A 26,829-nucleotide genomic window follows, 5' to 3' on the forward strand; every position below is an offset into this window, starting at 1 on the left:
TCAGCTCCCATAAATCCTGCCGGCCCACACCAGAATTGCCAACAGGCATAGCATCTCGTTAAATTCACTGACACAGCCGATCACGTCGCCGGTGATGCCTCCGAGCCGCCGGTGAAACCATAATTTTGCAAGCCAGGTGAACAGGTACGACACAATGCTGATGACTATCCCCGCCCCCCCCAGCAGAAGGTACATGATAGAAACTGTAAGGGCGTACGCAATGAATAACTGCGCCGGCCCAGCCCCCCCGACGAAAAGTGCCCCCAGTCCGTCGCTGCGGGCTCGCTGCGCTCCCACCGTGAGCTGGACCTGGCTGTATCGGGCGAGCATTGGAAAACAGAAGAGCGCCTCCCGCCGAACCTCCTGTGGAATGAACGAAAGCGCCTGGTACTTCAGGAGGAGGCCAATGACAAGGCCTACCGCACCTACCGCACCTATAGCCGGGTCTTTCATCACCGCGAGAAACCGTTCACGCCCCCCGCGGGCTGCTAGCCCGTCACAGACGTCCGCCAGCCCATCGAGATGGAGCCCACCCGTGACCGCCGAGAGCAGTGCGATAAGAAGAACGTCTACCACCTCGCCGGGAAACCATGGCTCGATGAGATAGTCGGTCCCCGCAAGGAGAGCCCCTATGGTGAGGCCGGCAAGGGGGAAAAATGCCATAGACCGGCCGAGCTCGTCCTCCTGCCACCGCCGCGGAAAAGGGATGGGAACGATCGTCAGAAACTGTAGGGCGACGAAATAGAGCCGCATGCTCCTCCCTTTGACGTTACTGAAAAAATCATGGGGTTCAAGAATAAACAGATTGTCGCACCCGCAGAAACCCCCACGGATGCGTAGCAGCGCTACGCCGCATCGAAGACGCCAGCGGCGGCGCCTCCGCTCCTAGTATTCCCCTTCCGCCACACCCGCTTCGGCAAATGTAGCCATCTCATTCAAGATCTTGACACCGGATTCTATGAGCCCCATTGCCAGAGCGGCGCCGGTTCCCTCCCCCAGCCGCAGTTGAAGATCGAGGATGGGCGAGACGGCGAGGCGCTCCAGCATGAACCTGTGGCCGATCTCCACCGACTCGTGAGCCGCGAATATGTAATTCCGCACCACCGGATTGAGCTCTGCAGCGATAAGTGCGCCTGCGGTGGAGATGAATCCATCCACCACCACCGGAAGGCGATGAGCGGCGCAGCCCAATACGAGCCCGGCGATGCCTGCTATCTCCAGCCCCCCGACCTTCGAGAGGACATCCAGTGGAGACGTGGGGTCGGGACGATTCATCGCGATCCCCTGCTCGATCACCCGCACCTTGTTTTCCAGCGTCGCATCCGATATGCCGGTCCCGCGATGGGTGACCTCCCGCACAGTGCGCCGGGAGAGAACAGCAATGATTGCCGAGGAGGGGGTCGTGTTGCCGATCCCCATCTCACCGGTGCCGACCATCGCTACACCGTCTTCCTTCGCCTTCCGGGCAAGTTCTATCCCGACTTCGATGGCTGCAACGGCCTCCTCACGGGTCATTGCAGGCTCGCGGGTGAAGTTCCTGGTGCCGCGCGCCACCTTATTTATGATCAATCCGGCTTGCGGAGTGAAATCGAAATCTACACCTACATCCACCACCCTCACCTCCGCCCCGACGTGACGCGCGAGGACATTGACGCCTGCGCCGCCACGAAGGAAGTTCAACACCATCTGCGGCGTCACCTCCTTCGGAAAAGCCGAAACTCCTTCCTCAACGACGCCATGATCCCCCGCAAACGTGAAGATAACCTTCCTGTCCGAGCGGGGGGTCATGGTACCGGTAATGGCGGCAAAGCGCCGTGCGAACTCTTCCAACCTGCCGAGAGAACCCAAAGGCTTTGTTTTGTTATCGAGACGTGCCTGTGCTTCGGCAATCAAAGCCGTATCAACGGGACGAATCGCGGCAAGAGTCTGGTCAAGAAGGTTCATTCATGGCTCCTTGGTGATAATATTCAACATCATCTTATTCTAACCCTTCAGTTTAAGCGGAAGTCCGGAGATGGTCACATATACCTCATCAGCCGCAGCAGCGAGAATCTGGTTCGCTTCGCCGGCGAGGTCTCGGAAGAGACGCGCAAGCCGGTTCTCAGGCACTATTCCCATTCCTACCTCATTGCTAACCAGAATGATGGGGGATGAAACAGCCGAAAGCTCACCCGTCAATTCGTTGACCCTTCCAAGGACAAGGGATGAGTCGTCGGTGTCGAGCAGCAGGTTGGTTAGCCACAAAGTCACGCAATCGAGAAGGAAAGCCTTGAAATAGCCGTCGTGCCCTCTGATTGCCGAGACTACGTCAAGCGGCTCTTCAATCGTCTGCCACATCGGGCCCCGGCGCTCCTGGTGGGCCGCTATCCGGGAAGTCATTTCCTCCCCCTCCCTCCTGCCGGTAGCTATATACCCGAGAGGCTCACCGTACTCCTCGACCAGTTTTTCGGCAAACCGGCTTTTACCGCTACGCGCCCCACCCGTCACAAGAATCAGTTTCCCCATAAAAAAAACCCTGTCTCCTCTGGAGAGACAGGGTTGAAAATCTGCACCGGCAAAACCGGATGGAATTTCGGCCCTCTCTCACGGAGGATCCTCTTCCGGCCGTCCAAGACGGCCTGTTCACCGGCAGGTTTCCTGACTCATGGGTCACTTTACTCGCCGCGCCTTCCCGATGTATTCAGTGGCTTCGTGCGGCTTTCATCACCATTCACAGTTGCGGGACAGCGAAGGATTCGCACCTTCTTCCCTTTTAACTCCCTGGGGAGCACCTGGTGAACTTCATGTAGATTGTAGCGAAACTAGTAACAGAGGAGTACGTAAAAGTCAAAGCCTAATCCGCCGGTACAGCAGCCTCACCTTCATCCTCCGACCGGAAGAGCGTCCCTTCAAGCTCCTGCCATATCCGTTCTTTGCCTTCCTTTGTTAGTGCGGAGAAATAAAGCAGTGAATCCCCAGGCACCCCCATGGCACGGGAGATCACCCCCGCTTGTCGTGCACGCTCGTTTTTTGAAACCTTGTCGCACTTGGTAACGACAATCAGGGCAGGCACGTGATAAGCCTGAAGCCACGCGAGCATCTGCCGGTCCTCGTCACTCGGGACCCTCCGGATGTCGAGAATAAGCACGACCGCACGGAGCAGAGAGCGTCCCGACAGATACCTTTCGATCATCGGGCCCCACTGTGCCTTGATGGCAAAGGGCACTTTGGCGAATCCGTAGCCCGGCAGGTCGACCAGCATGAACTGCTCGTTGACCTCAAAGAAGTTGATGAGTTGGGTCCTGCCGGGAGTCCCGCTGGTGCGGACGAGGTTCTTGCGATTCACGAGCACGTTGATGAGGGAAGACTTTCCAACGTTGGACTTCCCCGCAAACGCTATCTCCGGAAGATCCCCAGGAGGATAGTGGGCCGGTTGCACTGCGCTTTTGACGAATTTCGTGCTCCTGATCTCCACGTAAATCTCCTTGATGTGCAACAACGAATGGGAAACACAACCACAACAAATCGGCAACAATTCTGGACAAACTGTGGGAGCTTTAAACTCCGGCTCCGACGTCTTTTAGTTTTATATAGGAGAACTAAAGATTTGGCAATCGCAGCCGAAAAGAGAGCAGGATGCCGAAGAGGCAAAAGCCACGGGGAAGAGCAATGAACAGGGAACTTGAACAATCCATCATGGCGGCAGGGGATTTGCCTACAATCCCGCTGGTTGCCACTAAAGTCATGGAACTTATCGAAAGCGAAGCCGCCACGGCCGAGGAGCTCGGACGGATCGTCGCTGCCGACCCGGCGGTAGCCGCACGGGTTCTCAAGATATCGAACTCCTCTTTTTACGGGTGCCAAAGGCAGATCCAGTCCCTTTCGGTCGCCATTGTAATTCTCGGCTTTAATACCCTGAAGAGCCTTGTGGTAGCAGCTTCGGTGAAGCAGGTTTACAAGCCCTTCGGGCTTACTGAGAAAATGCTCTGGGAGCATTCCTTCGGAGCTGGCCTCGCCGCGCGGATCATCGCCGCGCATACGCGCCTTGCCAACGAGGAGGAGGCATTTCTGGCCGGCATGTTCCACGACATCGGAAAGATCATCATGAACACGCTCGACCGAGACAAGTTCCATCTCGTAATGCAGCGCTGTTACAACGAGGGAATTCCCTTTGAAGAAGCCGAAACGAGCGTGTATCCCTATCGACATGATGAGTTAGGGTCATGGGTCATCAGGAAATGGAATTTCCCGGAAGTGCTTACCACCGCGGTAATGCAGCACCACCGGATGGAAATCGAGGAAAGCGACCCATATGAGGTGAATCTCACGGCTATTGTAAGCTTAGCCGACCTGTTCTGCCGTCAACTGGGGATAGGTACGAGGGAACCGCTGGAAATCGATCTCACGGCGAGTATACCTGCTAAAATTTTGAAGCTTCACCCTGAGCGGGTTAACCTCCTACTGGAAACCTTTGGAGAGACATTCGAGCAGGACAAGGATTATTTTTCCTAGTTACGGGTTTTTTTCCGACTGGGATCCTTCCGGCGCAACCGACGCAATACGTTCCCTGGCTTCAGCGGATATGGTGACCTTATCTTCCTTCTGGCCACGGCGGAAATTCCGGCCTTTCTTCCGGTCCCGGTCTGGGCTCCCCTGCTCCCTGTGAACCTTCCAGACCCCTCCAATTTTTCCTATGCCGTAATCCATCGAATCCTTACCGCTGCCAGTGGGTTTTGTGCGGTTTAAGCAGAAATCATGCCTGCTTGCGAATAATCAGCCCCTGCAGCGTATCGATTGCTTTCGCGATCTGCAGCATCTCCTCGGATGGGATTTGCCGGATGACCTCCCCCGTTTCCTTTTCTATCACCTTTACAACCGTCTTACCCGTTTCCTTGTCCACCGAAAATTGAAGGGTGCTGGATAGACCCTTGACGAATTCGTTAATTTTCTTAGTCGCATCTTCCAGCTGCTTCTCTTCCTGGGCTGGAGAAAGCTCCCTTATCGCTTTCATCGGAAGCTCGACAGGTACCGCATCCTTTGTTGCCGCCCCGAACGTTGCCTGCTTGGGAGAGACCGGCGACACTTCACCCGGCGCAGGTCCTGGCTGGACAAGCCCCTTGATAGAATCGATGCTCATGACGTAATCCTCCTTTGCAGTGGTCGTGCGTGAGGGTTTTATCGGCAATGTGGTGGGGAAACTTTAAGCTATTTTTCTTCATGTCCGGAGACGTTAAGGCAGAACAAGTGACCCCGGATGTCAAATATCCGACCAATCTCTAATAGGCAATCCTGTGCATTAAGGGTTATGAGGTCAATAATTGCCTTTCCTGGAAAAGGAATTGCGCCTAAAAATTTAGGCATTTAGAAGCTATCACTCAAGTCATTATATTGGCGCACGCACGGAATCCAGACATTACTTCCTGACAAAACAGGAGATTATTGGATGGCACGGCAGTTGCTCATCCGTCCGTTACGCATCTTTTGATCGGGCCATACAAATGCACGTGCAGCAATTTTGGATGGTTATTGCCTCACATCTCATGCGAGCGGCATGTCTTTTCAACGCATTCTTTAGGACCTTTTCTCCCCGAGCCTTGGAGACTCTAGATGAAAGCTAAAGCATATCTTGATGACATAAACAGATTCGATTCTTCACACCTTGATAGATTGAGCATGGTGCGTCTCGATCGAAACGAGCGGGTTACGGCGTGGGAGCCCGAAGCCTGGGAGGCGATTCGGCAAGTAATTACTCCGGAAGTCATTCTGTCGTACCCGGAGTTCGGACCGGTTTACGAAAAAATGGCGGCGCACCTCGATGTAAAGCCGCATAATCTGCTTCTTACCCATGGTTCGGATATCGCCCTTCGCTCAATTTTCGATGTCTACATCAATGCCGGAGATGAAGCAGTAATGGTTACTCCTACCTACGCCATGTATCCGGTATATGCTCAAATCGTTGGAGCCAAGGCAGTCGAAGTCGGTTTTCGAAAAGACTTGTCTCTACCATTTTCGGACATTCGAAATGCGATTACCGAGCGAACGCGGATTGTCTGTCTGCCCAATCCGAATCAGCCAATCGAAAGAGTATTCAATCCAGAAGAAATCGAAGAAGCAGTTCACCTGTCTGAGATGCACGACTTCCTCCTCGTCATCGACGAGGCATACTTTTACTTCCACCCGCATACGTGCGTACCTCTCGCCATGAAGCACGCAAATGTCATCGTAACACGTACGTTTTCAAAAGCTTTTGGTTTGGCCGGAGTACGTGCAGGCCTTATCGTTGCAGACAAAAGCCGTATAGCTGAAATCAAGAAGGTGAAACCAATTTCGGAGATCAACCATGTGGCGGTCAAGTTGATCGAGCTCCTTCTCGACAATATTGATTGGGTTGATCACTACGTCGAGCAGGTAAATGCGGGGCGGGAGGTCGTGCTAAAGCGTGCAGGCGCCATGGGAATTCAAACTCATGGGGAATCAGGAAACTCCATCCTGCTGAAGCTGAACAATGAAGAGCAGGTCAGAAAGATTGTCTCTGGTGCTAAGGAACAGGGTTACCTGATAAAGGGTCCATTTGAATACCCGGCTGATCACCATGTCAGAATCACACTTGGACCGCCGGAAATAATGGAGCGTGTAATGAACATACTAGAAAGGATCTACCAATGATGGAAAATCATCCGGCCTGGAATATAGGCGCCGCGGTTGAGTACTACAAAAATTGCCGGAATCGGCCAGAGGATATTTACGAATCGGAGCGTCAGTTTTTCTTCCCCTTGATAAGGAACAATAATTCCATCCTCGACGTTGGGTGCGCTGCAGGCGGAATTTACAACATCATCCGGGCCGTGAACCCAAACATGAAATATGTCGGCACCGACGTATCCGAAGATATGATTGTGGCCGCACGTACTCTCTTCGCTGAAGGGGACTTTCGGCTTGCTGCAGGGCTCCCTTTCGACTTCCCCGATGATTCGTTTGATGTTGTTCTCGCCCTTGGCGTATTGAACCACGTGCCAGATTACCAGACCTTCATTCGGGAGTGCTTCCGTGTAGCCAGACGATACTGCCTGCTCGACCTTCCCCGACTCGTGCCTCACGAGCACGCTTTCAGCATCGACAGCTCTTACATGATCCTGCACAGCAGGTTTCATGAGTCAGGCAATGAAAGCGTGGCGACAAAAGTGCCATATGTAATAGCTGATGCAGCTGAAGTTCTCAGCTTTTTGCAAACGGAATTTGCTGCGTCTCGAATTCTTGCAAAAGGGTATTTCGGCGCATGCGACCCTTCAGTGACTATGCCTTTCGATAAGGTTTGCTTTACGGTTGCATGCATCGACAAGAACTACGGATCGAGCGACATGGTAGTCGACCTCCCTGGAACTGTCCTGAAACGCCTGGAGGAACAGGGGGTATGCCACACACCCGTTTTCGAAAGGTTGCTGGGATGAATGGATTTATGGGGAAACGGATCTGGATAGTCGGCGGAGGAAGTGGCATCGGAAGAGCCATTGCCCTCCAGATGATCCGTGAGGGCGGCCAGGCCGCTATTTCGGGACGACGCGTCGATGCCCTTCGTGAGACTTTGAAATTGGCAGGAGAATTTGATAACCGACTCATAATAGCACCTTGCGACGCAACCGATCCCTCCTCAGTGGAAGCCACCGCAGATTATGTACGGCAGGCGATGGGGGGAATCGACATTCTTGTAGTATCTGTAGGACGTGCTGTGGCCGGCTCACTGCTTGATACCTCGTTAGAAGACTGGAAGGAGCTCCAGAAGGAACATCTTGATGCTCCTTTTCTTTGTTGCCGGGCGGTAGTAAACGACCTGGCCGACACTATAGATGGCAACATACTTATCATCGGGTCGATTTTCGGACTTCGTGGTTTTACAAACCGTCTTGCGTACACGGCGGTAAAGGGAGGACTCGCCAATTTTGTCCGTTCTCTGGCACTCGATCTGGCAGGGAAAATACGGGTGAACTCCATCTGCCCCGGGTGGGTCCAGACCGAGATGAGCCTGTCGCTCGTTAATGCTACACAGGACCCTGAAGCAACATTGCGACAACGACACGACTGGCATCCAATGGGGCGAGGCGGCACTCCGGAAGAGGTGGCCGAATTCGCCTGTTTCGTCACCTCAGAAAAGGCCAGTTGGATGACCGGCCAGAACCTGGCGCTGGACGGCGGGTTTACAGCGAAATAAGCGGGAAGGGACCGTACATGTCGCCAAGCAATCAGTCATGGTGGAGTCGGTCGGGCAAGTCCCTGCAGGGCCACTTTCTCGGCAACCTCGTCCTTGAAGAGGATTCTCCTGAAGAAATCCGTATCCAGAAAATCCGCCACCTTCTCCTGAATGACAATCAGCAACAGTTATCATTAAGCCGCGCAAGACTGTTTACTGAAGCGTATCGTCAGCACGAGATCGAACCTCCGGTTATTCGCAAGGCGCTGGCATGCGCACATGTCCTGAGGAATATCCCTATTCCGGTCATCGACAACCAGCTGCTCATGGGAACTCCAGCCGCTTTTTACGGAGCGATAGAGGTCGATCCGGAATACTACGCCGGCTGGCTTCTGTCCGGGGTGGAAGGCAATGACGTCACTGAACTTCAATACCTGCCTTTACGGGAATCGATGCGTGTCCATGTTTCCTCGGAAGATCTGAAGGAACTGGAGGATGAAATACTCCCGTACTGGGTGAAACGACATGCGGGAGCACACGTTAGGGCAGAGATGGAGCGCCTGTGGCCTGATGCGCTCGATTACATGTCTACATCCCGGGTATTTCTCCCCAACTTCGGCAAAGGCTTCTCGCATACCATCCTCGACTTCAAAAGTGTACTGGATAAGGGACTGGCCGGCCTCAAAGAAGAAATCCAACAAGCACATAAAAAACTCCTTGGCAGCCTGTCAAGCCACGACGATCTCGAAAAGCTGCACCACTACCAGGCTATGCTCATCTGCGCCGATGGCGCGATCGAGTACGCACAACGGTGTGCGGAGCGCTGCGAAGAGGAAGCCAGGAGCAATCCGGAGCGGGAAGAAGAACTGCGCTTGATGGCGGAGGTATGCCGGAACGTGCCGGTGAATCCAGCCAACTCATGGTGGGAAGTACTCCAGTCGATCCACTTCATGCATATGCTGACATACCTCACTGATGGAGGCGTTTCACATTCGTTCGGCAGGATGGATGTCTACCTCTATCCCTACTACAAGAAATGGGTCGGGGAAGATGATACGTCCCTAAAGCGGGCGCAGGAACTTATCGAGTGCTTTTTCCTGAAGTGCTTCGAGTACCAGCCTGTCCGTGACGCCAAGTCGGCCCGTGGACTGGCAGGCGACCGGAGCAACGACAAAATCACGCTCGGCGGCGTCGATCAAGAAGGTGAGGATGTCACAAATTACCTAAGCTACCGGTTTCTTGAAGCTCTTGCTCACGTACACCTCAAGGAGCCTAACGTCTCTATCCGTGTACACAGAAACAGCCCTGATGAATTTATTGCCAGCGCGCTGGAGGTGCTCCGCCTCGGGGGCGGGCTCCCTCAGTTATTGAACGACGAGACAATCATTCCTGCCCTGCTAGGGAAGACGCGCGTCCGGCTCGAAGATGCCCGTCACTATGCCGATGTCGGATGCACTGAGAATTACACCGACCCGAACAGCAGCCCCGGAGCCGACACTAACGGTCATAGCAATGCCGGGTATTTCAATCTCGCAAGGGTCCTCGAGCTTACGATGTGGAATGGTGTGGACACCAAAACCGGCAAGCAGGCAGGCCCTAAAACAGGAGAACCGACCTGCTTCGGCAAAATGGAGGATGTAGCCGCAGCCTTTACTGTGCAACTTCACCATGCAATTGCCATGAACGTGATGATGAACCACGCCATTGAGTACCATTTCGCCCGCACCTTCCCAAATCCGTATCTCAACCTGATGCATCCCGGACCTCGCGAAAAGGGGATCGACTACGTGGGAGGCGGCTGCCGATACAACTGGATCGGAGCAGCCGGTGTAGGGCTCGCAACTTGTGCAGATTCGCTGATGGCGATCGAGGAACTGATCTTTAACCAGAATGCCTGCTCTTGGGAGCAGCTCCTGCAAGCCTTGCGGCAGAATTGGGAGGGGCATGAAGCTCTCCGAGATAAATCACTGAAGCTTCCACGCTACGGTGCCGGCGGCAAGCGCGCTGAATACTGGGCGCGGTGGCTCGTCAACCGCTTTTGCGACGGCTATGAAAGCCACCGCGCGCTCAGAGGCGATGAAAGTTGCACTTTCGTCGCAGGCTTCTTCTCGATGGGCATATACCTTGTTCTCGGCGAGGATGTCGGGGCAACGCCGGATGGACGGCTTGCCCGGGAGATGCTTGCGGGTTCAACAGGCCCGAGCCTGCTTGCGCAATCGGCCGGTTTCACCGCAACACATGCCGCTGTCGCGGCCCTTGACTCATACCGGCTACCGAATGGGGTGACGTTTAATCAGGTTGTCCCCGCAAGCACTGTAGCCACGGAAAAAGATCTGCACAAATGGGCGGACCTGGTACGGACCTACTTCGACCTAGGAGGAATGTCGGTTCAGTATTCGGTGCTGGATGCTGACGACTTGCAGGCGGCACAAAAGGATCCTCTGCGATATCCAGACCTGATCGTTCGACTTGGCGGTTATAGTGCCAGGTTCGTCGACCTTACACGAGAAATACAGGACGAGTTCATCGCCCGGCTTTGCAACCGATGATCGGCAGGATCTTCAACTACCAGCGGTACTGCATTCATGACGGACCCGGCATCCGCTCGGTTGTATTTTTCTCGGGTTGCACATTGCGCTGCCAATGGTGCTGCAATCCTGAATCATACATGCCGGAATCGCCACAGCACTACGAGGTTTCTCTCGACCAGCTCTTTGACTTGATTCAAGAAGATAAAGCCTTTTACCGGAAGTCACAGGGCGGGGTTACCTTGTCGGGTGGGGAACCTCTTCTCCAGCCTGATTTTGCGGCTGCACTCCTGGAAAAGTGCCGAGACCAAAATATCGGAACTGCCATCGAAACTGCCGGGGACGTGCCGTGGGGTGCTCTGTCAAGAATGGACGGGCTGGTGGACTGGTACCTTTATGATCTCAAGGCCATCGACAATTCAGTGCATTTCTCATGTACCGGCACCGACAATACGCGCATCCTCGCCAACTTTGAGAAACTTTGTGCGAAAGGAGAGCAGGTGATCCTGCGGGTACCGCTTATTCCAGGGATAAACATCCATAGCGCATTTGCTCATAGCATCGGCAGATTCGTCAGTCGACTTTCCGTGCAGGAGATACATCTTCTGCCCTACCATAGAATGGGTGAGGCGAAGTACCGGCAACTAGGGCTGAATTATCCTCTAGAGGGGCTTGGGGATGCCTTGATCGAGCCTGGGGGACGCAACGAATCTGTCGAAGAATTCAAGGTACTGCTTCAGAACTACCACTCCAACATTCTTATCGGAGGATAAATAAAACATGATTGTCACGATGCTGTCAGGACGCAAGGGAAGCAAGGGTGTTCCGAACAAGAACGTTTTCCCGATGCTGGGCCGTCCCCTATTCTGGTATCCACTTCAGGCAGCAAAGCATTCGAAGCATATTGAGCGGATCTTTATTTCGACAGACTCTGATGAAATCTCGGATGCTGGCAGAATAGAGGGCGCCACGGTAATTCAGCGCCCGCCCGAGCTTGCAACGGACGAAGCACTGCTCGAGGACGTTCTTCTTCACGGCTTTCAGCAGGTATCGGACCACCTCGGCGAACCGCCGGAGATGTTCGTCATCCTATTGTGCAACGCAGCAACGATCAGAGCGGAAACCATCGACAGGGCGATCGAAATGCTGCGTGAAAATCCGGATGCAGACTCCGTCGCGACAGTGGCACTGATGAACCAGTATGGGCCGGTGCGGGCAAAGAAGATAGTGAACGGGCTGATGGAGCCGGCAGTGGATATGAGTCAATTCAAGGATCTGTCCTGCGACAGGAAATGCCTCGGCGACATCTTCTTCTGCGATGCCTCGCTTTGGGTCCTCAGGCCACAGTGCATGGACTATTCGCAGGGACAACCCCCGTTCAGGTGGATGGGAAAAAATATCCTTCCTCTTGTGCAACAGGGAGGACTGGACGTCGATGATGAACTCGGGTTGATTCTTACCGAGTACTGGCTGAGAAAAAACGGTTTCAGCGAGACCAGTACGCCATACGGGGCATCTAAATGATAAACGTGAATCCTCTTCCGTTGTACCGAAACCTTTACGGACGAAGCCTTTTTCAGAACCCGGACTCCCGCTTCCAGGAGTATCGCAAAAGGTGGGAGACTCAGCCTCTGGAGTTTGCTTCCGGCGATTTCCCGCTCTTCCTCGATATCGAAGTCACAAATATCTGCAACCTCAGATGTGCCTTCTGCGCAACCACATATTTCGGCCCGGAAGTAAAGCGGCAGCTAATTGACGACGACATCGTCTACCGCGTCCTCGACGAAGGCAAGGCGAAAGGCTTGTACGGTGTCAAGTTCAACGATAGGGGAGAGCCGTTAATTCATCCCCGGCTGGCATCTTATGTGAGGTATGCAAAAGAATGTGGGCTTGTTGACGTCTACTTCAATACGAATGCAATGCTCCTTACGGAAGAACGCTCCGCCGAGCTCATAGATGCAGGCCTTGACCGCATCAGCATTTCCATAGAAGGAGCGACGGCCGAAATATATGAAAAACATCGTCGAGGAGGGATTTTCGATACTGTCGTGGCCAATGTGCGCTCTCTGCATGGCTTGCGCGAGCGCCGCGGTTCGAATTTTCCAAAAATAAGGATTCAAACCGTTGCGCTGCCGGAGGTCGAGGCGGACCTCCAAACCTACATCGACTTCTGGAAGCCTTACTGCGACGAGATTGCCGCCATCGATTTCAAGGAGGAGTCTTCCGAGGAAAAACGGCTGCTGGACTACCCCTTCCCGTGGGCATGCCACCAACTCTGGCAAAGAATGGTCGTCTGGTGCGACGGCACCATTCTCCCATGCAACGAAGATGACCGCGGAATGCTCTCGTTGGGTAATGTAAAAACTACGACCATCGGTGATGCCTGGAACTCGTCAAGCCTGCAGCTGTTACGTAAAAACCATTCCATGGGAAACGCCCATGTAAGCAAACCATGTAACGGTTGTTACCTTCGTGACTCGCAGATAAAGAAAATACGGAGCATGGAAGCATCTTGACCCCCTCCTGAACTTCCGCCTCGCCAACTAACCCCGGTTATTTCTGGTTGAGGTTAGCAATCTGAATACTTTACCTGTGGCAACGGAGACTGAAACGGATATGACTCGATCTTCAATAAAAATCGCCGCCACATCGCCTTCTTTTTCAAAACATAATGCTCTTAGGAAAGAACTACTTGATCAGTTCCCCCAGGCGCTCCTCAATGTGACGGGAAACCGACTCGAAGGTGAAGATCTTTGCGAGTTTATCGGCGATGCGGATGGCGTAATAGTCGGCCTGGAATCCATCGATGACAGAGTGCTGTCTATGCTTCCCCGGCTGAAAATGATTTCTAAATACGGAGTTGGACTCGACAATATCGACTGTGACGCTTGCATCAAGCGTGGCATTCAGATCGGCTGGACTGGCGGCGTGAACCGGCTGTCTGTGGCAGAGATGACTCTCGGGTTCATGCTGGCCCTGTGCCGGAACATATTTGCATCGTCATTCCAACTTAAAAGTGGAACCTGGAACAAGCAAGGAGGACAGCAGCTCAGCGGAAAGACGGTCGGCATAATTGGTGCAGGCTACATCGGCAAGGAAGTCATCAGGCTTCTGAGTCCCTTCAACTGCCGGGTCCTCGTCAACGACATAGTCAACCAGGATGAGTTTTATAGGGAAGCAGGCGTCGTTGAAGCGTCAAAAGAACAGATCTTCCGGAACGCCGACATCGTCACCATCCATACGCCATTGACCTCTGCCACTCGTGCCATGGTGAACCTAGATACCCTGAGAATGATGAAGCAATCGTCGTTTCTCATCAATACGGCCCGGGGACCTATTGTTTGTCCAGAAGATCTGAAGCGGGCACTGCATGAAGGGTTGATAGCCGGAGCCGCAATTGATGTTTATGATGAAGAGCCCCCCAGCGATGAGGAATTGCTGGCCCTACCGAATCTGATCTGTACCCCGCATATCGGAGGGAATGCAGAAGAAGCCGTTCTGGCTATGGGAATGAGCGCCATTTATCACCTACGGGAGTTTTTCTATCATGAAGAAGGCAGTGGTTTTTGGAGGGGCAGGATTTCTGGGTAGCCACGTGGCTGATGCCCTTACCGACGCCGGTTATGGCGTAACCGTTTTCGACATCCGCCCGTCCCCCTGGCTTAGAGAAAACCAGAAGATGATTGTCGGGGATATCCTCGACGCGGAAAAAGTAGCCGAAGCAGTCTCTGGTTGCGAAGTCGTCTACAACTTCGCCGGGATCGCCGACATCGATGAAGCACGCCGACGCCGACTCGACAGCATCAAATGTAACGTTCTTGGGAACGCCTCTATTCTTGAAGCCTGTCACCAAGCTTCCGTCTCCCGCTACATCTTTGCCAGTTCTCTCTATGTCTACAGCAAGTCCGGCTCGTTCTACCGGAGCACGAAACAGGCTTGTGAGCTGTTCATAGAAAACTATCATGACCTCTTCGGAATTCCATATACGATCCTCCGCTACGGGTCGCTCTACGGCCCACGTGCCGATAACGGCAACTTCATCGAGAGCATCCTTAAACAGGCAATAGAAGAAGGGGTAATCGTTCGGGAAGGAAACGGAGAAGAAATCCGCGAGTACATTCATATTTTCGACGCGGCGCGGTTCAGTGTCGACATTTTGGCACCTGAGTTCGCCAACGAGCATGTGATTATCACAGGGAACCAGCAGATGAAGATCAAGGATCTGCTCCAGATGATCCAGGAACTGATGGACAACCGTGTCAAGGTCAAGTACGTCTCACCAAAGCATACCTATCACTACCAGATTACCCCCTATACTTTCGCACCAAAAATCGCACGGCGACTTGTAAGTAAAAGCTACCTGGATCTTGGGCAAGGGATACTTTCAAGCATAGAGCGGATTTACGAGGAATTGAATCCTCCTTCTCCTTCGTACCGAATTGCTGAAAACCTCAGATGACTGACGTGATACTTCTGTCGTGGCCAATCAGGCCAGGAATGCCTGCTTACCCCGGGACCCCCCCTGTAGTGATCAACAATGAAAGATCAATGGCGAACGGGGACTCCTGCAATACCTCCATTGTGACGCTCTCCAGCCACAGCGGCACGCATATCGACTTCCCGCGGCATTTTGACCCTAGGGGAAATACCCTCTCAGACTACAGCGCCGTCGACTTTATATTTCGGTCGCCACTCCTGGTTGACTGCCACAAGGGACCCGGCGAAGGTATCACCGCAGACGACCTGGCAGAGCTGAGAAAGCATCCTGAAACCGATCTTCTCCTTATTCGAACGTGTTTCCAGCGCTTTCGGGACACTGCCCCGGAAGTCTACTGCAGCAACGGACCTTGGCTGACGCCTGGGGCGGCAGGATGGCTGCGTCAGGAATTCTGCTCCCTACGTGCTCTCGGAATTGACTGCATCTCTGTCGCCTCCCCGTTCAAACGCGAAGAAGGAAGAAGGACCCATCGCACCCTCCTCGCCACTTCCGTAAAGATGCCGCTCCTCATCATCGAGGATATGTGCCTGCCCTGCGAATGCCGGAAGCTTAAGTCTGTTATTGTTGCACCCCTTCTTATTTCTGGTGCGGATGGCGCTCCCTGCACGGCATTTGGAGTCACAGGTGATTAAAGCTATTATCTTCGACTTTGACGGCGTGATTCTTGAATCGGTGCACGTGAAGACGAAAGCATTCATCACGCTTTTCAGTAACTACCCCGAGCAGATCGACCAGATTAAGGAGTTCCTCCTGAAAAATGGAGGAATGAACCGTTTCGAAAAGTTTGAAACCATCTACCGGGATATTCTTCAAACTGAGGTGGCTACTGAAGAGATTGAGCTCCTCGGGCAGGAGTTTTCGCAACTTGTATTTGCTGAAGTCACCAACGCACCTTTTGTTCCAGGCGCTAAAGAATTTATCGAAAGCAACAGCAGGAAATATTCCCTCGCTATAGCCTCGGCAACGCCTGAGCCTGAACTAAGACGTATTGTCGAATTAAGGGGGCTGTCACAGTACTTCTCGTCAGTTCTTGGTGCACCGGCCAACAAGGCACAGAACCTTCTCAAGATTCTGTCCCGGCACCAAGTTAAACCCATTGAAGCAATTTTTATCGGGGATTCCCGTGCCGATTACGAAGGAGCTCGCAAGGCCGGCATCCCATTTATCGCACGGGTCGTACCGGGATCAGACGTTTTCGATGGCATCCCCGTCCTTGGAGCCATAGAAGATCTGAAGGGACTTGATGCAATTCTTCGAACTTGTTTATGACACAGCCCCTGTTGCAGAGATCGACAAGAAGACCGCCTGTTTAAGCAGGAGACATGCATGACCAACTGTAAAAATGTTCTTATGTACATGATCGGCAACGGGGTTTTCGGCAACCTTCCTGCTTTGCTCGAAGAAAAACGGAAAGACGAAAGTGACTACTGCATTCTGTTCGTAGACGATTATTTCCGAGAATCCTCAATTCTGCTTCCGCTCAAACTCAACCCGCGGGACAGGATCGTTTTTGTGCCTACGGTGCACGAGCCCAAGACATCCTACATCAACGCCGTTTATGACGAGTTGGTGTCATCCGGCTTATGTTCCCCATGTACAATAGTTGGCATAGGTGGCGGAATTACTTTGGACACAGCCAAGGCCGTTGCCAACCTCCTCACCAATGGTGGCCGCGCTGAACAATATCAGGGTTGGGACTTGGTGAATAAGCCCGCTATATACAAAATCGGAGTTCCTACTATTTCAGGTACAGGCGCTGAGTCAAGCCGAACTTGTGTGATGACCAATGTTACGAGCGGACTTAAGCTCGGCATGAACAGCAACTACACCATCTACGACCAGCTAGTACTCGACCCTCAGCTGACGAAGACTGTCCCCCGCGACCAGTATTTTTACACCGGGATCGACTCGTATATTCACTGTTTCGAGTCGCTGGAAGGAAGGTACCGCAATGTTATTGGAGACGCATTTTCCGACCAGGCCATAAAACTCTGCCGTGACGTGTTCCTCGGTAACGACATGATGAATGACGATAGTCGAGAGAAACTCATGATCGCGTCCTACCTTGGAGGATGCGCCATAGCCCACAGCTTTGTGGGTGTAGTTCATCCCTTCTCCGCCGGCCTCAGCGTGGTCCTGGGCATTCATCACGGGGTAGGCAACTGCATAGTCATGAGAGGAATGCGGGAATTCTATCCAGAGAACTATGAGGAATTCTGGAGGATGGTGCGTACGCAGAAAGTCCATATACCCGAAGGCGTATGCGATGCACTCACTGACGAGGATTATCGTCGGTTATATGAAGCAACCATAATTCATGAAAAACCGCTCTCTAACGCACTGGGAGATAACTACAAAAACATTCTCACATATGAGAAAGTTCGTGAGATCTTCAAGATGCTGTAACGGCAGCTAACGCGTCAACGGATAGCAGTGACTGACAAATCAGGCCCCTTCGCGGGCCCTTTGTAAAAAATGCAAGGACTGATCAATGAGGATACTTCTAGTAGTATATGACAATGAATCGCACATCCATTATTTTCCTATCGGCCTTGGATACATAGCAGGAACATTAAGGGCCCACGGACACGATGTGGTTATATATAACCAAGACGTGCACCATTATCCTGAACGGCACCTGACACAATACCTTGATAAAGAACATTTCGACGTAGTGGGGCTTAACTTTATTGGGGGCTACTATCAGTACAAGAAAGCGCTGAGAATTTCCGAGGCAATAAACCTGTCAAAAAACAGACCGTTCTACATGATCGGAGGTCATGGCCCTTCACCCGAGCCCGCTTTCTTTCTTGAAAAGACAGGTGCGGACGTCGTCGTAATCGGTGAAGGAGAAGAAACAGTCATCGATCTTCTCAACGCCATAGTAGAAAAACGTTCCTTTGCCACTGTAAAAGGCGTCGCTTGGCGTGAAGGCGACAAGGTTGTCGTGAATGAACGCCGACCGCTCATAAAAGATATCGACAGCCTTCCACGCCCTGCATACGATCTTTTTCCCATCGATCACTACAGATTGATGCGTGAGCCCGGAGTAAGCAACATTGACTTCACTATGCAAATGATTTCGGGAAGAGGTTGTCCTTTTACATGCAACTTTTGCTATCGAATGGATGAAGGCTTTCGCCCCCGCAGCAATGAAGCAATTATAGAAGAGATGCAGCTTCTCAGGAAAGACTACGGGATCACTTACATATTCTTCTTCGACGAGCTTCTTATGACCGGAGTAGAACGCATTGAAAACCTTTGTAATGATCTTATTAGTGCAAGATTGAACATTAAATGGAGCTGTAGCGGCAGGTTGAATTTCGCGCGGCCGGACCTACTGAAACTTATGAAGAAAGCCGGGTGCGTGTTCATCAATTATGGCATAGAAGCAATGGACGATCGCATCCTAAAAACAATGAACAAGGCGCTGACGGTAAAGCAGATAGAACAGGGGATCGAGGCCACTCTGGCGGCCGGAATCAGCCCCGGATTCAATATCATCTTCGGCAATATCGGAGAGAACCGCGACACGCTTCGCAGCGGTGTCAACTTTCTTCTGAAGTTTGACGACGGCGCGCAAATGCGAACTATTCGGCCGGTTACACCTTACCCCGGTAGCCCTCTCTATTACCATGCGATTGATAAAGGCTTGATCCTAGACTGCAGAGATTTCTACGAGAACAAACATCTCAATAGCGACCTTCTTACTGTAAATTTCACTGACTTGTCTGATGAAGAATACTATGATGCATTATGTGAAGCGAATCTTACGCTCTTAAAGAATTTTTCTGAGAAGAAATACCAAAGCATGATCACCCAGACTAAACGCTTGTATTATGAGAAAGATGTCTCATTCAGAGGATTTCGTCATACATAAAGCAGCATTAACATAATATCTGCAGAGGACTAGCAATGTCAGAAACTAATAAGTTTAACGTTATGCTTGTAAGCGTTAACGATAGAATGCGTACACTCATACCTCTCAATCTTTCTTATCTTATTGCCGCTCTCAAGCAGGCCGACTTCCATACCTGCGTCTTCGACACATCTTTCTATGTCGAGCAGGAACGACTACAGGATGAGCGGAAAAAGGAGGAAGCGGGCATCTTTATGCCTGTCGATTATGAATCCATTGGTGTGCGACTGAAAACGACGAGCCTTGTTGACGATCTCCTTGAGTTTGTTCGCACTAAACGTCCTAATTTAATCGGATTCACCGTGTTTTCGCAGGCAAAAGATCTAAATTTCCGTTTGGCGTCAGCAATCAAGGAGCGGTTTCCCGAAATACCCATCATCATGGGGGGCATCCACATCAATATTGAGCCGACAGAAGTACTGCAGGAAGCTTTTGTAGACTACATTTGTGTTGGAGAAGGCGACGAAGCAATTGTAGATCTTGCCACAAGACTGGCGACGGGAAAGTCCGTTACGGATTGTCCCAATATCTGGGGTAAAGCAGATGGTGCGATATGGAGAAATCCGCCAAGACCACCATTGGGGATGGATGAGCTCCCGCTGCCCGACTGGGACTCTTTCGATTCGTACCACCTGTACGGCCCTTTCAGGGGAAAGCTCTACAAGATGGGAGTCGTGGAATTTTCGCGCAACTGTCCTTATCGATGCACCTATTGCGGTAACGACATCATGCGGGCGGCTTATCGAGAAGTCAATATACAGCTGAAGTACCGGCACAAATCGCCCAAACGGTGGGTAGAAGAGCTCAAGATAAGAAAAGAAAAGTACGGGATCGAGATGTTCTATGTCGCAGATGGAACATTCCTCGCCGCCCCGGACGCGGTGATAGAAGAACTGGCTGATCTTTATGCTAAGGAGGTGTCTCTCCCATTTTTCTGTGACGCCACTGTTCACTGCATTACTGACAGGAAAGTTGCTGCACTTAAAAAAATGGGTTGTATCTGCGTTCATATGGGAATGGAGTCAGGGAATGAAGCTTATCGAAAAAAATTTCTCGACCGGAGCATGACAAACGAAAAAATCTTGAAGGCCTTCTGGACGGTACGCGATGCCGGCATAGAAACCAGGTCATACAACATAATCGGGCTCCCCAACGAAACCCGTGAAGACATAATGAAGACTATTGAGCTGAACCGGCAGGCAAAAGTTGATTCAGTATCGCTGGCGATCTTCACCCCATATGAAGGAACCAAGCTTCGTCAATTCTGTCTGGATAACGGCCTGCTCGACCCAGACCGGCAACTGGTCGGGGATGCCACAGATCCAATGATTCACAATCCCCTACTCTCGGATCAGGAGCTAGTGGGACTCTATAACACCTTCGCACTCTATGTCAGCGCACCGGAATCCTATTTTCCTCTTATCCGCCAAGCGGAAGAACACACCGCTTTCGCAAATGAACTGCGAAAAAGCATAGCCCAAGCCATCGCTGACCTGCAGTCACCTCAAAACCGTCCGAAGGCTTAGCAGAGGGAGCATTTTTCCTGAGTCGCCGGGCTATCGTGCGGGTAGAGGAGTTTGTTTATGAGCGGATATCACCGTTATGTTTTTGACACAACCGAAAGGAAATTTGTCGGCAACTTCGAACAGATGTACAAGAATGAATCGTCGCAGGGTTACGACTCGTGGCATCAGGAAGACCAGCGGCAGATTCACAGAGTTTTTGATCTTGTGCTGCTTCGGGACTACAACTTTGACACCATCATCGACATAGGCTGTGGCAAAGGTTCCTTTACCCACCAGTTAAAGAAGAAAAATAACCGCGTCATTGGGATCGACATCTCGGAGACGGCGATCCAAACTGCAAGAGAACGCTATCCTGATGTTGAATTTGCAGCCGTGGATCTTGCTGTCCCTTCAAACTTCATTGAAATCAGTGAGAAAATAGTCGGAAATGCGAAAATTGATCTGGTTCTGGCATGTGAAGTGCTGTCGTATATCGAAAACTGGCGTGATCTCGTGGCAGCAGTTGCAGATCGTGCAGAATTCCTGCTTCTCAATCTGTTCATCCCGGAGGATGCTATCGGATTCGTTAAAAGCGAGCAGGAACTTATGTACGAACTGGAAAAGCATTTCGAAGTTATTGAATGGATCACGGTCCGTAACCGCCGCTTCACGCTTTTCTTTGGAAGGAGCAGAAAGTGACGTTCAGAATACCCTTCAGCGGAAGAGCCCATTATTATTCTGATGAAGAAATAGCTGTTGTCATCAATGCAATGCAAACTGCAGATCCTTTGACGCAGGGGCACTTCCGAACTAACTTCGAAAGCTCATTCAGCAGCTATATAGGAGTGGATCACAGCTTCGCCGTATGCAACGCCACTGCAGCCCTGGAAATGGCTGCTCAGCTCTGTCAGTTTGAGGATGGGGATGAAGTTATCATACCTTCCCACACATTCACATCCTCTGCCTATCCCTTCGCTAAATGGGGTGCCAAAATAGTCTGGGCTGACATAGATCTGCAGACACGAGTCGTCACTGCTTCAACGATCGCTGAACGCCTTTCGGAACACACTAAAGCGCTAGTAGTTCCGCACCTATATGGATATTGCGCCGATATGCCTGCAATAATGGACCTCGCAGAAAACAAAGGTCTTATTGTCATAGAGGATGCAGCGCAGTCGCTCGGCACTGAAGTTGATGGTCATAAGTCTGGATCCTTCGGAGATTTAGGCATCTTCTCTTTTCATTCGCACAAGAATATTACGACTCTTGGAGAAGGAGGGATGTTAACTGTAAAGAACAAGTCTTTTGCAGAGATCATCCCGATGCTTCGCCACAATGGCCACTGCGGATTTGGGTTTGATCGCGAAGATTACTGGTTACCTGCAATGGGCAATCTCGATTTTCCCCTTATAAACGGGGCGCCTCTGTGGCCAAGCAATTACTGCCTGGGAGAAGTCGAATGCGCGCTGGGCACAAAACTTCTTGAAAGGCTCGATGCGATCAATGAACAGAAGAGACGTCGAGCCATTGCATTTATAGACAGGATGTCCGATTTCCCTGAACTGAGATTCCACCGAGTAGACAGCCCGCGCCACAACTACCACCTCCTCACCGCAATGTTGACGAACGGGAAGAGGGACGAATTCATAAGAAAGATGGCTGCGGAGAAACAAATTCAGTGCGTGGTGCAGTATTATCCACTGAACCGTTATCCTCTTTACGACAGACTCGGCTTCAGCAAAGCAGATTGCCCTAACGCTGATTTTTTCTTTGACAACATGGTTTCCTTCCCCTTTCATCATTGGCTGTCTGACACAGATGCGACGTATATGATTGACGCCACCTCTGAAATTCTTCGAGCTCTGCGTAAATGAATAACTTCTGCGTTATCATACTGGCTGTTAAAAAGAATGTAGCTTTTGCTGACGACCTCGTAAAAAAGCTTGACGGGATACCTCTCGTACAACGTGCGATAGACAAAGCCAAGTCCGTAACAGAATCTTCACATATTTTTGTAGTTACTGATTCGGAAGAGATCTCCACCATTTCTGACAGAAGTGGTGTCAATTGTTACTATGACAAGCTCCTTAAACTTGACTCTCAGAGCTTGTTGAATTGCCTCAATGTGTTTTTGCTTCAGGTTTCTGCCACATATGAATCAACAATTCTTCTTTCAGCTTACACGCCCCTTGTTGCTGCAGATGACATCATAAATGGTTACGCTAAATTCGTTGAAAGCGGATGCGATGCGCTCGTTACGATCAAACAAGAAGCTATACAAATGTATCGGGCAAGAGGTGTTAATTTATTTAAATTTATTCTTCACTTTAACAAAGAGCCTGTCTTTGTAGAATCTAGAGCTTTTTTTATTATTAAATCAAGGTACATTCTGGATTTTAACGGTCACGATATCACTGTCTATCCATATGTACTCAAAGACAATGGAATCGAAATCACTAACTATACCGATTGGTGGATCTGCGAAAAACTGCTTCGCCGGCGCCGGATCGTATTCCGGGTCATCGGAGATACCGCAGTAGGAATGGGACATATTTTCAGAGCTTTGACACTTGCTCACGAAATTACTGACCATGAGATAGTTTTTGTTTGCGATGAGAGGAGCAGCATTGCCACCAATACTATCGCGGGCTACGACTACCTGGTGAAGACTTTTCCGGAGGAAGAAATAGTTGACCAGATCATAGATCTGCAGCCAGACATGGTAATAAACGATATTTTGAGTACGGATGCGGCGTACATACGTAGGCTCAGGGAGCGTGGGATCAAGGTCGTAAATTTTGAGGATCTCGGAAGCGGTTCGATGCTTTCGGACCTGACGATAAACGAGCTGTATGACAAACCCAACAGCTCTACCAAACCAGTTCGATGGGGACATAACTATTATTTTGTACGGGATGAATTTGCTACTGCCAAAGCCCACAAGTTCAGCAAGGACGTTACCGGTCTGCTTATTACTTTTGGAGGAACGGATCAGAACAACTACACGCTTTCGTCACTTCGCGCAATCCTCGATATCTGCAAGAATGCCAACATCAAGTTATACGTAGTGGTGGGGGGAGGCTACCAGCACGCTCCTGCTCTGCAAGAATTCATCAGGCAGGCGGACTATACGAATATTGAATATACCTCTGCAACCGGTGCTATCTCTAAGATAATGGAAAAGACACAAATAGCCATCACATCCAATGGGCGGACAGTTTTTGAACTTGCGCACATGCATGTTCCTTCCCTGGTAATTGCGCAGCACTCACGCGAGGCAACCCATAGTTTTGCTTGCCACAACCATGGCTTCATCAACCTTGGGTTATACGAAACAGGAACTACGGAAAGGATGTTGACGGAAGCCCTGTCGCGACTGGTCCACGACTCAGATTACCGCAAGGAACTATTTGACAACATCAAACGCTTCAATTTTTCCCAGAACAAGCAGAAGGTAGTAAAGCTCATCCTTGGACTCCTGGAAAAGGCAAAGAGCGATGCGTAACGATTCACCGCAACGCAAGGTGGTAGCTATCGCTCAAGCGAGGATGGGTTCAGCACGCTTACCGAACAAGATGATGCTTCACCTGCATGGTTTTCCGATTGTCGAGTGGGTATACCGTCGGGCATCAAAAGCATCCACCATTGATGCTCTTGTCTTTGCCATCCCCGACACTCCGGCAGATGATGCTTTAGCCATACAACTTTTGCGTGCAGGGGCAACTATATTTCGTGGAAGTGAAAATGATGTTTTGAGCCGGTTTTATTTGGCGGCCATGGAGCATGGTGCAACCGATGTTATGAGGATCTGTTGCGATAATCCACTGGTATCCCCGCTCGAACTGGACAATCTCGTAAACTTCTATTCCAGCGTGCGCTGCGACTACGCTTACAACCATATCCCCCGTGGGAACAGCTACCCCGATGGACTCGGAGCAGAAATCTCTTCATTTGCTGTTCTGGAGACAATGTTCAAAGAAGCCGTCCTGCCATCACACCGCGAACACGTCTTCAATTTTTTGTGGGAGAACCAGGAACGGTTTGTGACGGCAACGTTCAACCCGCCGGACGTCCGACTGCAGCGTCCTGATATCAGGCTAGATGTAGATACCGAAGAGGACTACTGCAGACTGCTACAGATGGACATAACGCCCGAACTCGATGGTGCAGAGATCATGTGCCTTTTTGGAGAGAGACAATGAAAAAAATCCGTGATCTTTTTTCCACTTCCAACAAACCCCACACTCTCGACAGTCCATATGTAATTGCAGAAATCGGTGTCAATCATGAAGGTAACATGGACTTGGCGAAAAGGCTCATAGATGAAGCTCAAGAAGGAGGAGCCGACGCTGTCAAGTTCCAGACGTATAAGGCTGAGACAATTGCATCAGTAAATTCTCCGGCTTATTGGGATACTACTAAGGAACCCACCCCCAACCAGTTTCAGCTTTTCAAGAAGTACGACAAATTCTGGAAGACGGAATTTGAGCAGCTTAAAACCTACTGCACCTGCGCAGGTATCGAATTTATCAGCACTCCTTTCGACGTGGAATCAGCTATGTTCCTGAATGATCTGATGGAGGTTTTTAAAATATCTTCCTCAGACATCACAAACAGGCCTTTTATTGAGCTTATTGGATCCTTCGGAAAGCCAATCATCCTCTCTACTGGTGCATCTTTCCTTTATGAGATTGAAGAAGCCGTTGCCTGGATCGAGCGATCAGGAGTCCCCCTTGCACTCCTTCACTGCATTCTTAACTACCCGACTGACGATGCCAACGCCAATCTTGCAATGATTACCGACCTCAGATTGAAGTTCCCCCGACACATAATTGGATATTCGGACCATACCCTACCAAAAGACATGAAGACGCTCGAGATTGCAGCACTTCTGGGGGCCGTTATCCTGGAAAAACACTTTACACATGACAAGACGCTACCCGGCAATGATCATTACCATGCGATGGATAAGAGTGACCTGAAGCTGTTTCGAGGCAACCTCTCCAGGGTGGCGAAACTCCTCGGGAGCGACCGGAAACATCCTCTTCCGTCAGAAGAGCCTGCACGACAAAATGCCCGAAGGAGCCTAGTAGCCGCCACGGAGATCCCCGCTGGGAAAACAATCGAGCAATCAGATCTGACATGGAAACGACCTGCTTCAGGCGTAAGCCCCCGGCTCCTCTCGGACATTGTCGGCAAAAAAGCTCGCCGCACCATTGTATCGGATGAAATCATCACCTGGTGCACGCTCGAGGAGTAACGGGAGTTACAACCTCTCATCTTGTTTTACATCAGGAGCAAAAAAGATATGTCAGTCAGTAAAGGTGTTTCCGTACTTATAGTGGAAGCTTCTCAGGATATCGATCTCCTGCGGGAGCACTCTGGCCATCTTAAAAATAAGATGTTTCTGGCAATGTCGGCAGAAGCGGATCATGCTTGTCATAGCGAAGGCGTGCCGTATGTAACAGTAGAAGATTTTTATTCAGAGCAGGAACTTTTCAAAGGTGCCAAAGATATGTACCGGCGGCTGGAAGAATTCTGCTCCATATTTGACAGTTACTTCCAAAAGATATTCGTCCACACTCCTTTTGAATTTACCTCAAAGCATTACCGGCACCAAGTCAAGGCCCTCCTTGATTCGCTGTTCTTCAGGTTCTACAGCCTGTCTCATGCTATCGAACAGCTACAACCGAAAGTGGTCGTTTACCTGAAATCCCCCGCTCTCCCCGTCGAGGACGACCTGTATTTTCTCCGGGACTCGTTGACAGCACGAGTCCTCCCATGCCTGGCGAAACAAAAAGGCATACAAGCTATCGAATTTTCACGTAAATCCTTGACGTGCGGACCGGCTGAGAGTCACAAAAAACATCTACAGTCACCTCCTCTTCCAGATCTTGAGAAGCCGACAGTGCTGATTGGCAGCCTCTGGACAAACAGCGAGATTCTAATAGAACTGCAGAGGTGCGGGATTCAGATAGTCGATATCAAACCCTACCTCGATAGCGGCGACATATCTGTGCCAGAACTCGATAAGCTATGTACTAAACTTTGGAAATCTTTATCAGACGATTCAAGATTGACCAGCTTGTTTAACTTTGGCGGCGTGGATCTTTTCTCATCAGTTTCAGATCGCATTTCCCATCTTGTCACGAACCTAGTCAGCCGGCACATCGTATTTCGACTTAAAGCAGACCTTCTTTTCAGCCATTTCAAAA

The 26,829-nt window shown here is 51.0% G+C and carries 26 protein-coding genes and 1 riboswitch; of the genes, 20 read left to right on the plus strand and 6 right to left on the minus strand.

What is annotated here, in order from left to right:
- The 4 genes from cobS to yihA all read right to left on the minus strand — a co-directional run bounded on the left by cobS (window position 1) and on the right by yihA (window position 3,454).
- Complete coding sequence (gene cobS / locus CFB04_RS12020) at window positions 1–753, minus strand: adenosylcobinamide-GDP ribazoletransferase (RefSeq protein ID WP_088535495.1); 753 nt, start codon at window positions 751–753, stop codon at window positions 1–3.
- A gap of 132 nt (window positions 754–885) precedes the next feature.
- Window positions 886–1,944 carry a nicotinate-nucleotide--dimethylbenzimidazole phosphoribosyltransferase gene (cobT, locus tag CFB04_RS12025; protein ID WP_088535496.1) on the minus strand — a complete coding sequence of 353 codons (1,059 nt, stop codon included), beginning with the start codon at window positions 1,942–1,944 and terminating at the stop codon, window positions 886–888.
- Between the two features lie 39 nt (window positions 1,945–1,983).
- On the minus strand, window positions 1,984–2,505 hold the full coding sequence (cobU, locus tag CFB04_RS12030) for a bifunctional adenosylcobinamide kinase/adenosylcobinamide-phosphate guanylyltransferase (RefSeq protein ID WP_088535497.1): 522 nt from the start codon (window positions 2,503–2,505) through the stop codon (window positions 1,984–1,986).
- Window positions 2,506–2,609: 104 nt separating this feature from the next.
- Window positions 2,610–2,790: riboswitch (cobalamin riboswitch) on the minus strand.
- A gap of 43 nt (window positions 2,791–2,833) precedes the next feature.
- The gene (gene yihA, locus CFB04_RS12035; RefSeq protein WP_088535498.1) at window positions 2,834–3,454 is read right to left on the minus strand and encodes a ribosome biogenesis GTP-binding protein YihA/YsxC; all 621 of its coding nucleotides are present in this window, start codon (window positions 3,452–3,454) and stop codon (window positions 2,834–2,836) included.
- Between the two features lie 194 nt (window positions 3,455–3,648).
- Here yihA and CFB04_RS12040 point away from each other — a divergent pair, with 194 nt between their 5' ends.
- Window positions 3,649–4,491, plus strand: coding sequence for an HDOD domain-containing protein (locus CFB04_RS12040; RefSeq protein ID WP_088536813.1), 843 nt, complete (start codon window positions 3,649–3,651; stop codon window positions 4,489–4,491).
- On the opposite strand, the gene CFB04_RS12045 is transcribed toward CFB04_RS12040, so the two are convergent.
- Both CFB04_RS12045 and CFB04_RS12050 read right to left on the minus strand, forming a co-directional pair.
- Window positions 4,492–4,686, minus strand: coding sequence for a hypothetical protein (locus CFB04_RS12045; RefSeq protein WP_088535499.1), 195 nt, complete (start codon window positions 4,684–4,686; stop codon window positions 4,492–4,494).
- Window positions 4,687–4,732: 46 nt separating this feature from the next.
- A complete protein-coding gene (locus CFB04_RS12050; protein WP_088535500.1) occupies window positions 4,733–5,116 on the minus strand; it encodes a flagellar protein FlaG in 384 nt (127 codons plus the stop codon).
- 470 nt (window positions 5,117–5,586) lie between these two features.
- Between CFB04_RS12050 and CFB04_RS12055 the strand changes: the two genes are divergently transcribed.
- The 19 genes from CFB04_RS12055 (at window position 5,587) to CFB04_RS12145 (ending at window position 25,874) form a co-directional block, all read left to right on the plus strand.
- On the plus strand, window positions 5,587–6,645 hold the full coding sequence (locus CFB04_RS12055; RefSeq protein WP_088535501.1) for a histidinol-phosphate transaminase: 1,059 nt from the start codon (window positions 5,587–5,589) through the stop codon (window positions 6,643–6,645).
- A complete protein-coding gene (locus tag CFB04_RS12060; protein ID WP_088535502.1) occupies window positions 6,642–7,427 on the plus strand; it encodes a class I SAM-dependent methyltransferase in 786 nt (261 codons plus the stop codon). The genes CFB04_RS12055 and CFB04_RS12060 overlap by 4 nt, the downstream gene beginning before the upstream one ends.
- A gap of 8 nt (window positions 7,428–7,435) precedes the next feature.
- Complete coding sequence (locus tag CFB04_RS12065) at window positions 7,436–8,185, plus strand: SDR family NAD(P)-dependent oxidoreductase (RefSeq protein ID WP_157698788.1); 750 nt, start codon at window positions 7,436–7,438, stop codon at window positions 8,183–8,185.
- 17 nt (window positions 8,186–8,202) lie between these two features.
- Entirely contained in the window at window positions 8,203–10,713 is a 2,511-nt protein-coding gene (locus CFB04_RS12070) for a pyruvate formate lyase family protein (RefSeq protein WP_088535504.1), read from the plus strand.
- Window positions 10,710–11,465, plus strand: coding sequence for a glycyl-radical enzyme activating protein (locus tag CFB04_RS12075; protein WP_088535505.1), 756 nt, complete (start codon window positions 10,710–10,712; stop codon window positions 11,463–11,465). Before CFB04_RS12070 ends, CFB04_RS12075 begins: the two co-directional genes overlap by 4 nt.
- 7 nt (window positions 11,466–11,472) lie before the next feature.
- Window positions 11,473–12,216 carry a cytidylyltransferase domain-containing protein gene (locus CFB04_RS12080; protein ID WP_088535506.1) on the plus strand — a complete coding sequence of 248 codons (744 nt, stop codon included), beginning with the start codon at window positions 11,473–11,475 and terminating at the stop codon, window positions 12,214–12,216.
- Window positions 12,213–13,208: a radical SAM/SPASM domain-containing protein gene (locus CFB04_RS12085; RefSeq protein WP_088535507.1), complete on the plus strand. Its 996-nt coding sequence runs from the start codon at window positions 12,213–12,215 to the stop codon at window positions 13,206–13,208. Before CFB04_RS12080 ends, CFB04_RS12085 begins: the two co-directional genes overlap by 4 nt.
- A gap of 100 nt (window positions 13,209–13,308) precedes the next feature.
- Window positions 13,309–14,283, plus strand: coding sequence for a phosphoglycerate dehydrogenase (locus CFB04_RS12090; RefSeq protein ID WP_088535508.1), 975 nt, complete (start codon window positions 13,309–13,311; stop codon window positions 14,281–14,283).
- Window positions 14,240–15,151 (plus strand): NAD(P)-dependent oxidoreductase, encoded by a 912-nt coding sequence (locus tag CFB04_RS12095; protein ID WP_088535509.1) that lies wholly within the window; start codon window positions 14,240–14,242, stop codon window positions 15,149–15,151. Before CFB04_RS12090 ends, CFB04_RS12095 begins: the two co-directional genes overlap by 44 nt.
- On the plus strand, window positions 15,148–15,822 hold the full coding sequence (locus CFB04_RS12100) for a cyclase family protein (RefSeq protein WP_088535510.1): 675 nt from the start codon (window positions 15,148–15,150) through the stop codon (window positions 15,820–15,822). Before CFB04_RS12095 ends, CFB04_RS12100 begins: the two co-directional genes overlap by 4 nt.
- Entirely contained in the window at window positions 15,815–16,459 is a 645-nt protein-coding gene (locus CFB04_RS12105; protein WP_157698789.1) for an HAD family hydrolase, read from the plus strand. Before CFB04_RS12100 ends, CFB04_RS12105 begins: the two co-directional genes overlap by 8 nt.
- A 57-nt stretch (window positions 16,460–16,516) precedes the next feature.
- On the plus strand, window positions 16,517–17,596 hold the full coding sequence (locus CFB04_RS12110) for an iron-containing alcohol dehydrogenase family protein (RefSeq protein WP_088535512.1): 1,080 nt from the start codon (window positions 16,517–16,519) through the stop codon (window positions 17,594–17,596).
- An 85-nt stretch (window positions 17,597–17,681) separates the two neighbouring features.
- On the plus strand, window positions 17,682–19,070 hold the full coding sequence (locus CFB04_RS12115; protein WP_088535513.1) for a radical SAM protein: 1,389 nt from the start codon (window positions 17,682–17,684) through the stop codon (window positions 19,068–19,070).
- 35 nt (window positions 19,071–19,105) lie between these two features.
- Window positions 19,106–20,635: a radical SAM protein gene (locus tag CFB04_RS12120; protein ID WP_088535514.1), complete on the plus strand. Its 1,530-nt coding sequence runs from the start codon at window positions 19,106–19,108 to the stop codon at window positions 20,633–20,635.
- A gap of 57 nt (window positions 20,636–20,692) precedes the next feature.
- Window positions 20,693–21,313 carry a trans-aconitate 2-methyltransferase gene (locus CFB04_RS12125; protein ID WP_088535515.1) on the plus strand — a complete coding sequence of 207 codons (621 nt, stop codon included), beginning with the start codon at window positions 20,693–20,695 and terminating at the stop codon, window positions 21,311–21,313.
- Window positions 21,310–22,488, plus strand: coding sequence for a DegT/DnrJ/EryC1/StrS aminotransferase family protein (locus tag CFB04_RS12130; protein WP_088535516.1), 1,179 nt, complete (start codon window positions 21,310–21,312; stop codon window positions 22,486–22,488). The genes CFB04_RS12125 and CFB04_RS12130 overlap by 4 nt, the downstream gene beginning before the upstream one ends.
- Complete coding sequence (locus CFB04_RS12135) at window positions 22,485–24,119, plus strand: cytidine 5'-phosphate N-acetylneuraminic acid synthetase (RefSeq protein WP_088535517.1); 1,635 nt, start codon at window positions 22,485–22,487, stop codon at window positions 24,117–24,119. The genes CFB04_RS12130 and CFB04_RS12135 overlap by 4 nt, the downstream gene beginning before the upstream one ends.
- On the plus strand, window positions 24,112–24,816 hold the full coding sequence (locus CFB04_RS12140; RefSeq protein WP_088535518.1) for a cytidylyltransferase domain-containing protein: 705 nt from the start codon (window positions 24,112–24,114) through the stop codon (window positions 24,814–24,816). The genes CFB04_RS12135 and CFB04_RS12140 overlap by 8 nt, the downstream gene beginning before the upstream one ends.
- A complete protein-coding gene (locus CFB04_RS12145; protein WP_088535519.1) occupies window positions 24,813–25,874 on the plus strand; it encodes an N-acetylneuraminate synthase family protein in 1,062 nt (353 codons plus the stop codon). The genes CFB04_RS12140 and CFB04_RS12145 overlap by 4 nt, the downstream gene beginning before the upstream one ends.
- Window positions 25,875–26,829 lie beyond the last annotated feature (955 nt).

The organism is Geobacter sp. DSM 9736, from assembly GCF_900187405.1.
In the GTDB taxonomy this organism is placed as follows: domain Bacteria; phylum Desulfobacterota; class Desulfuromonadia; order Geobacterales; family Geobacteraceae; genus DSM-9736.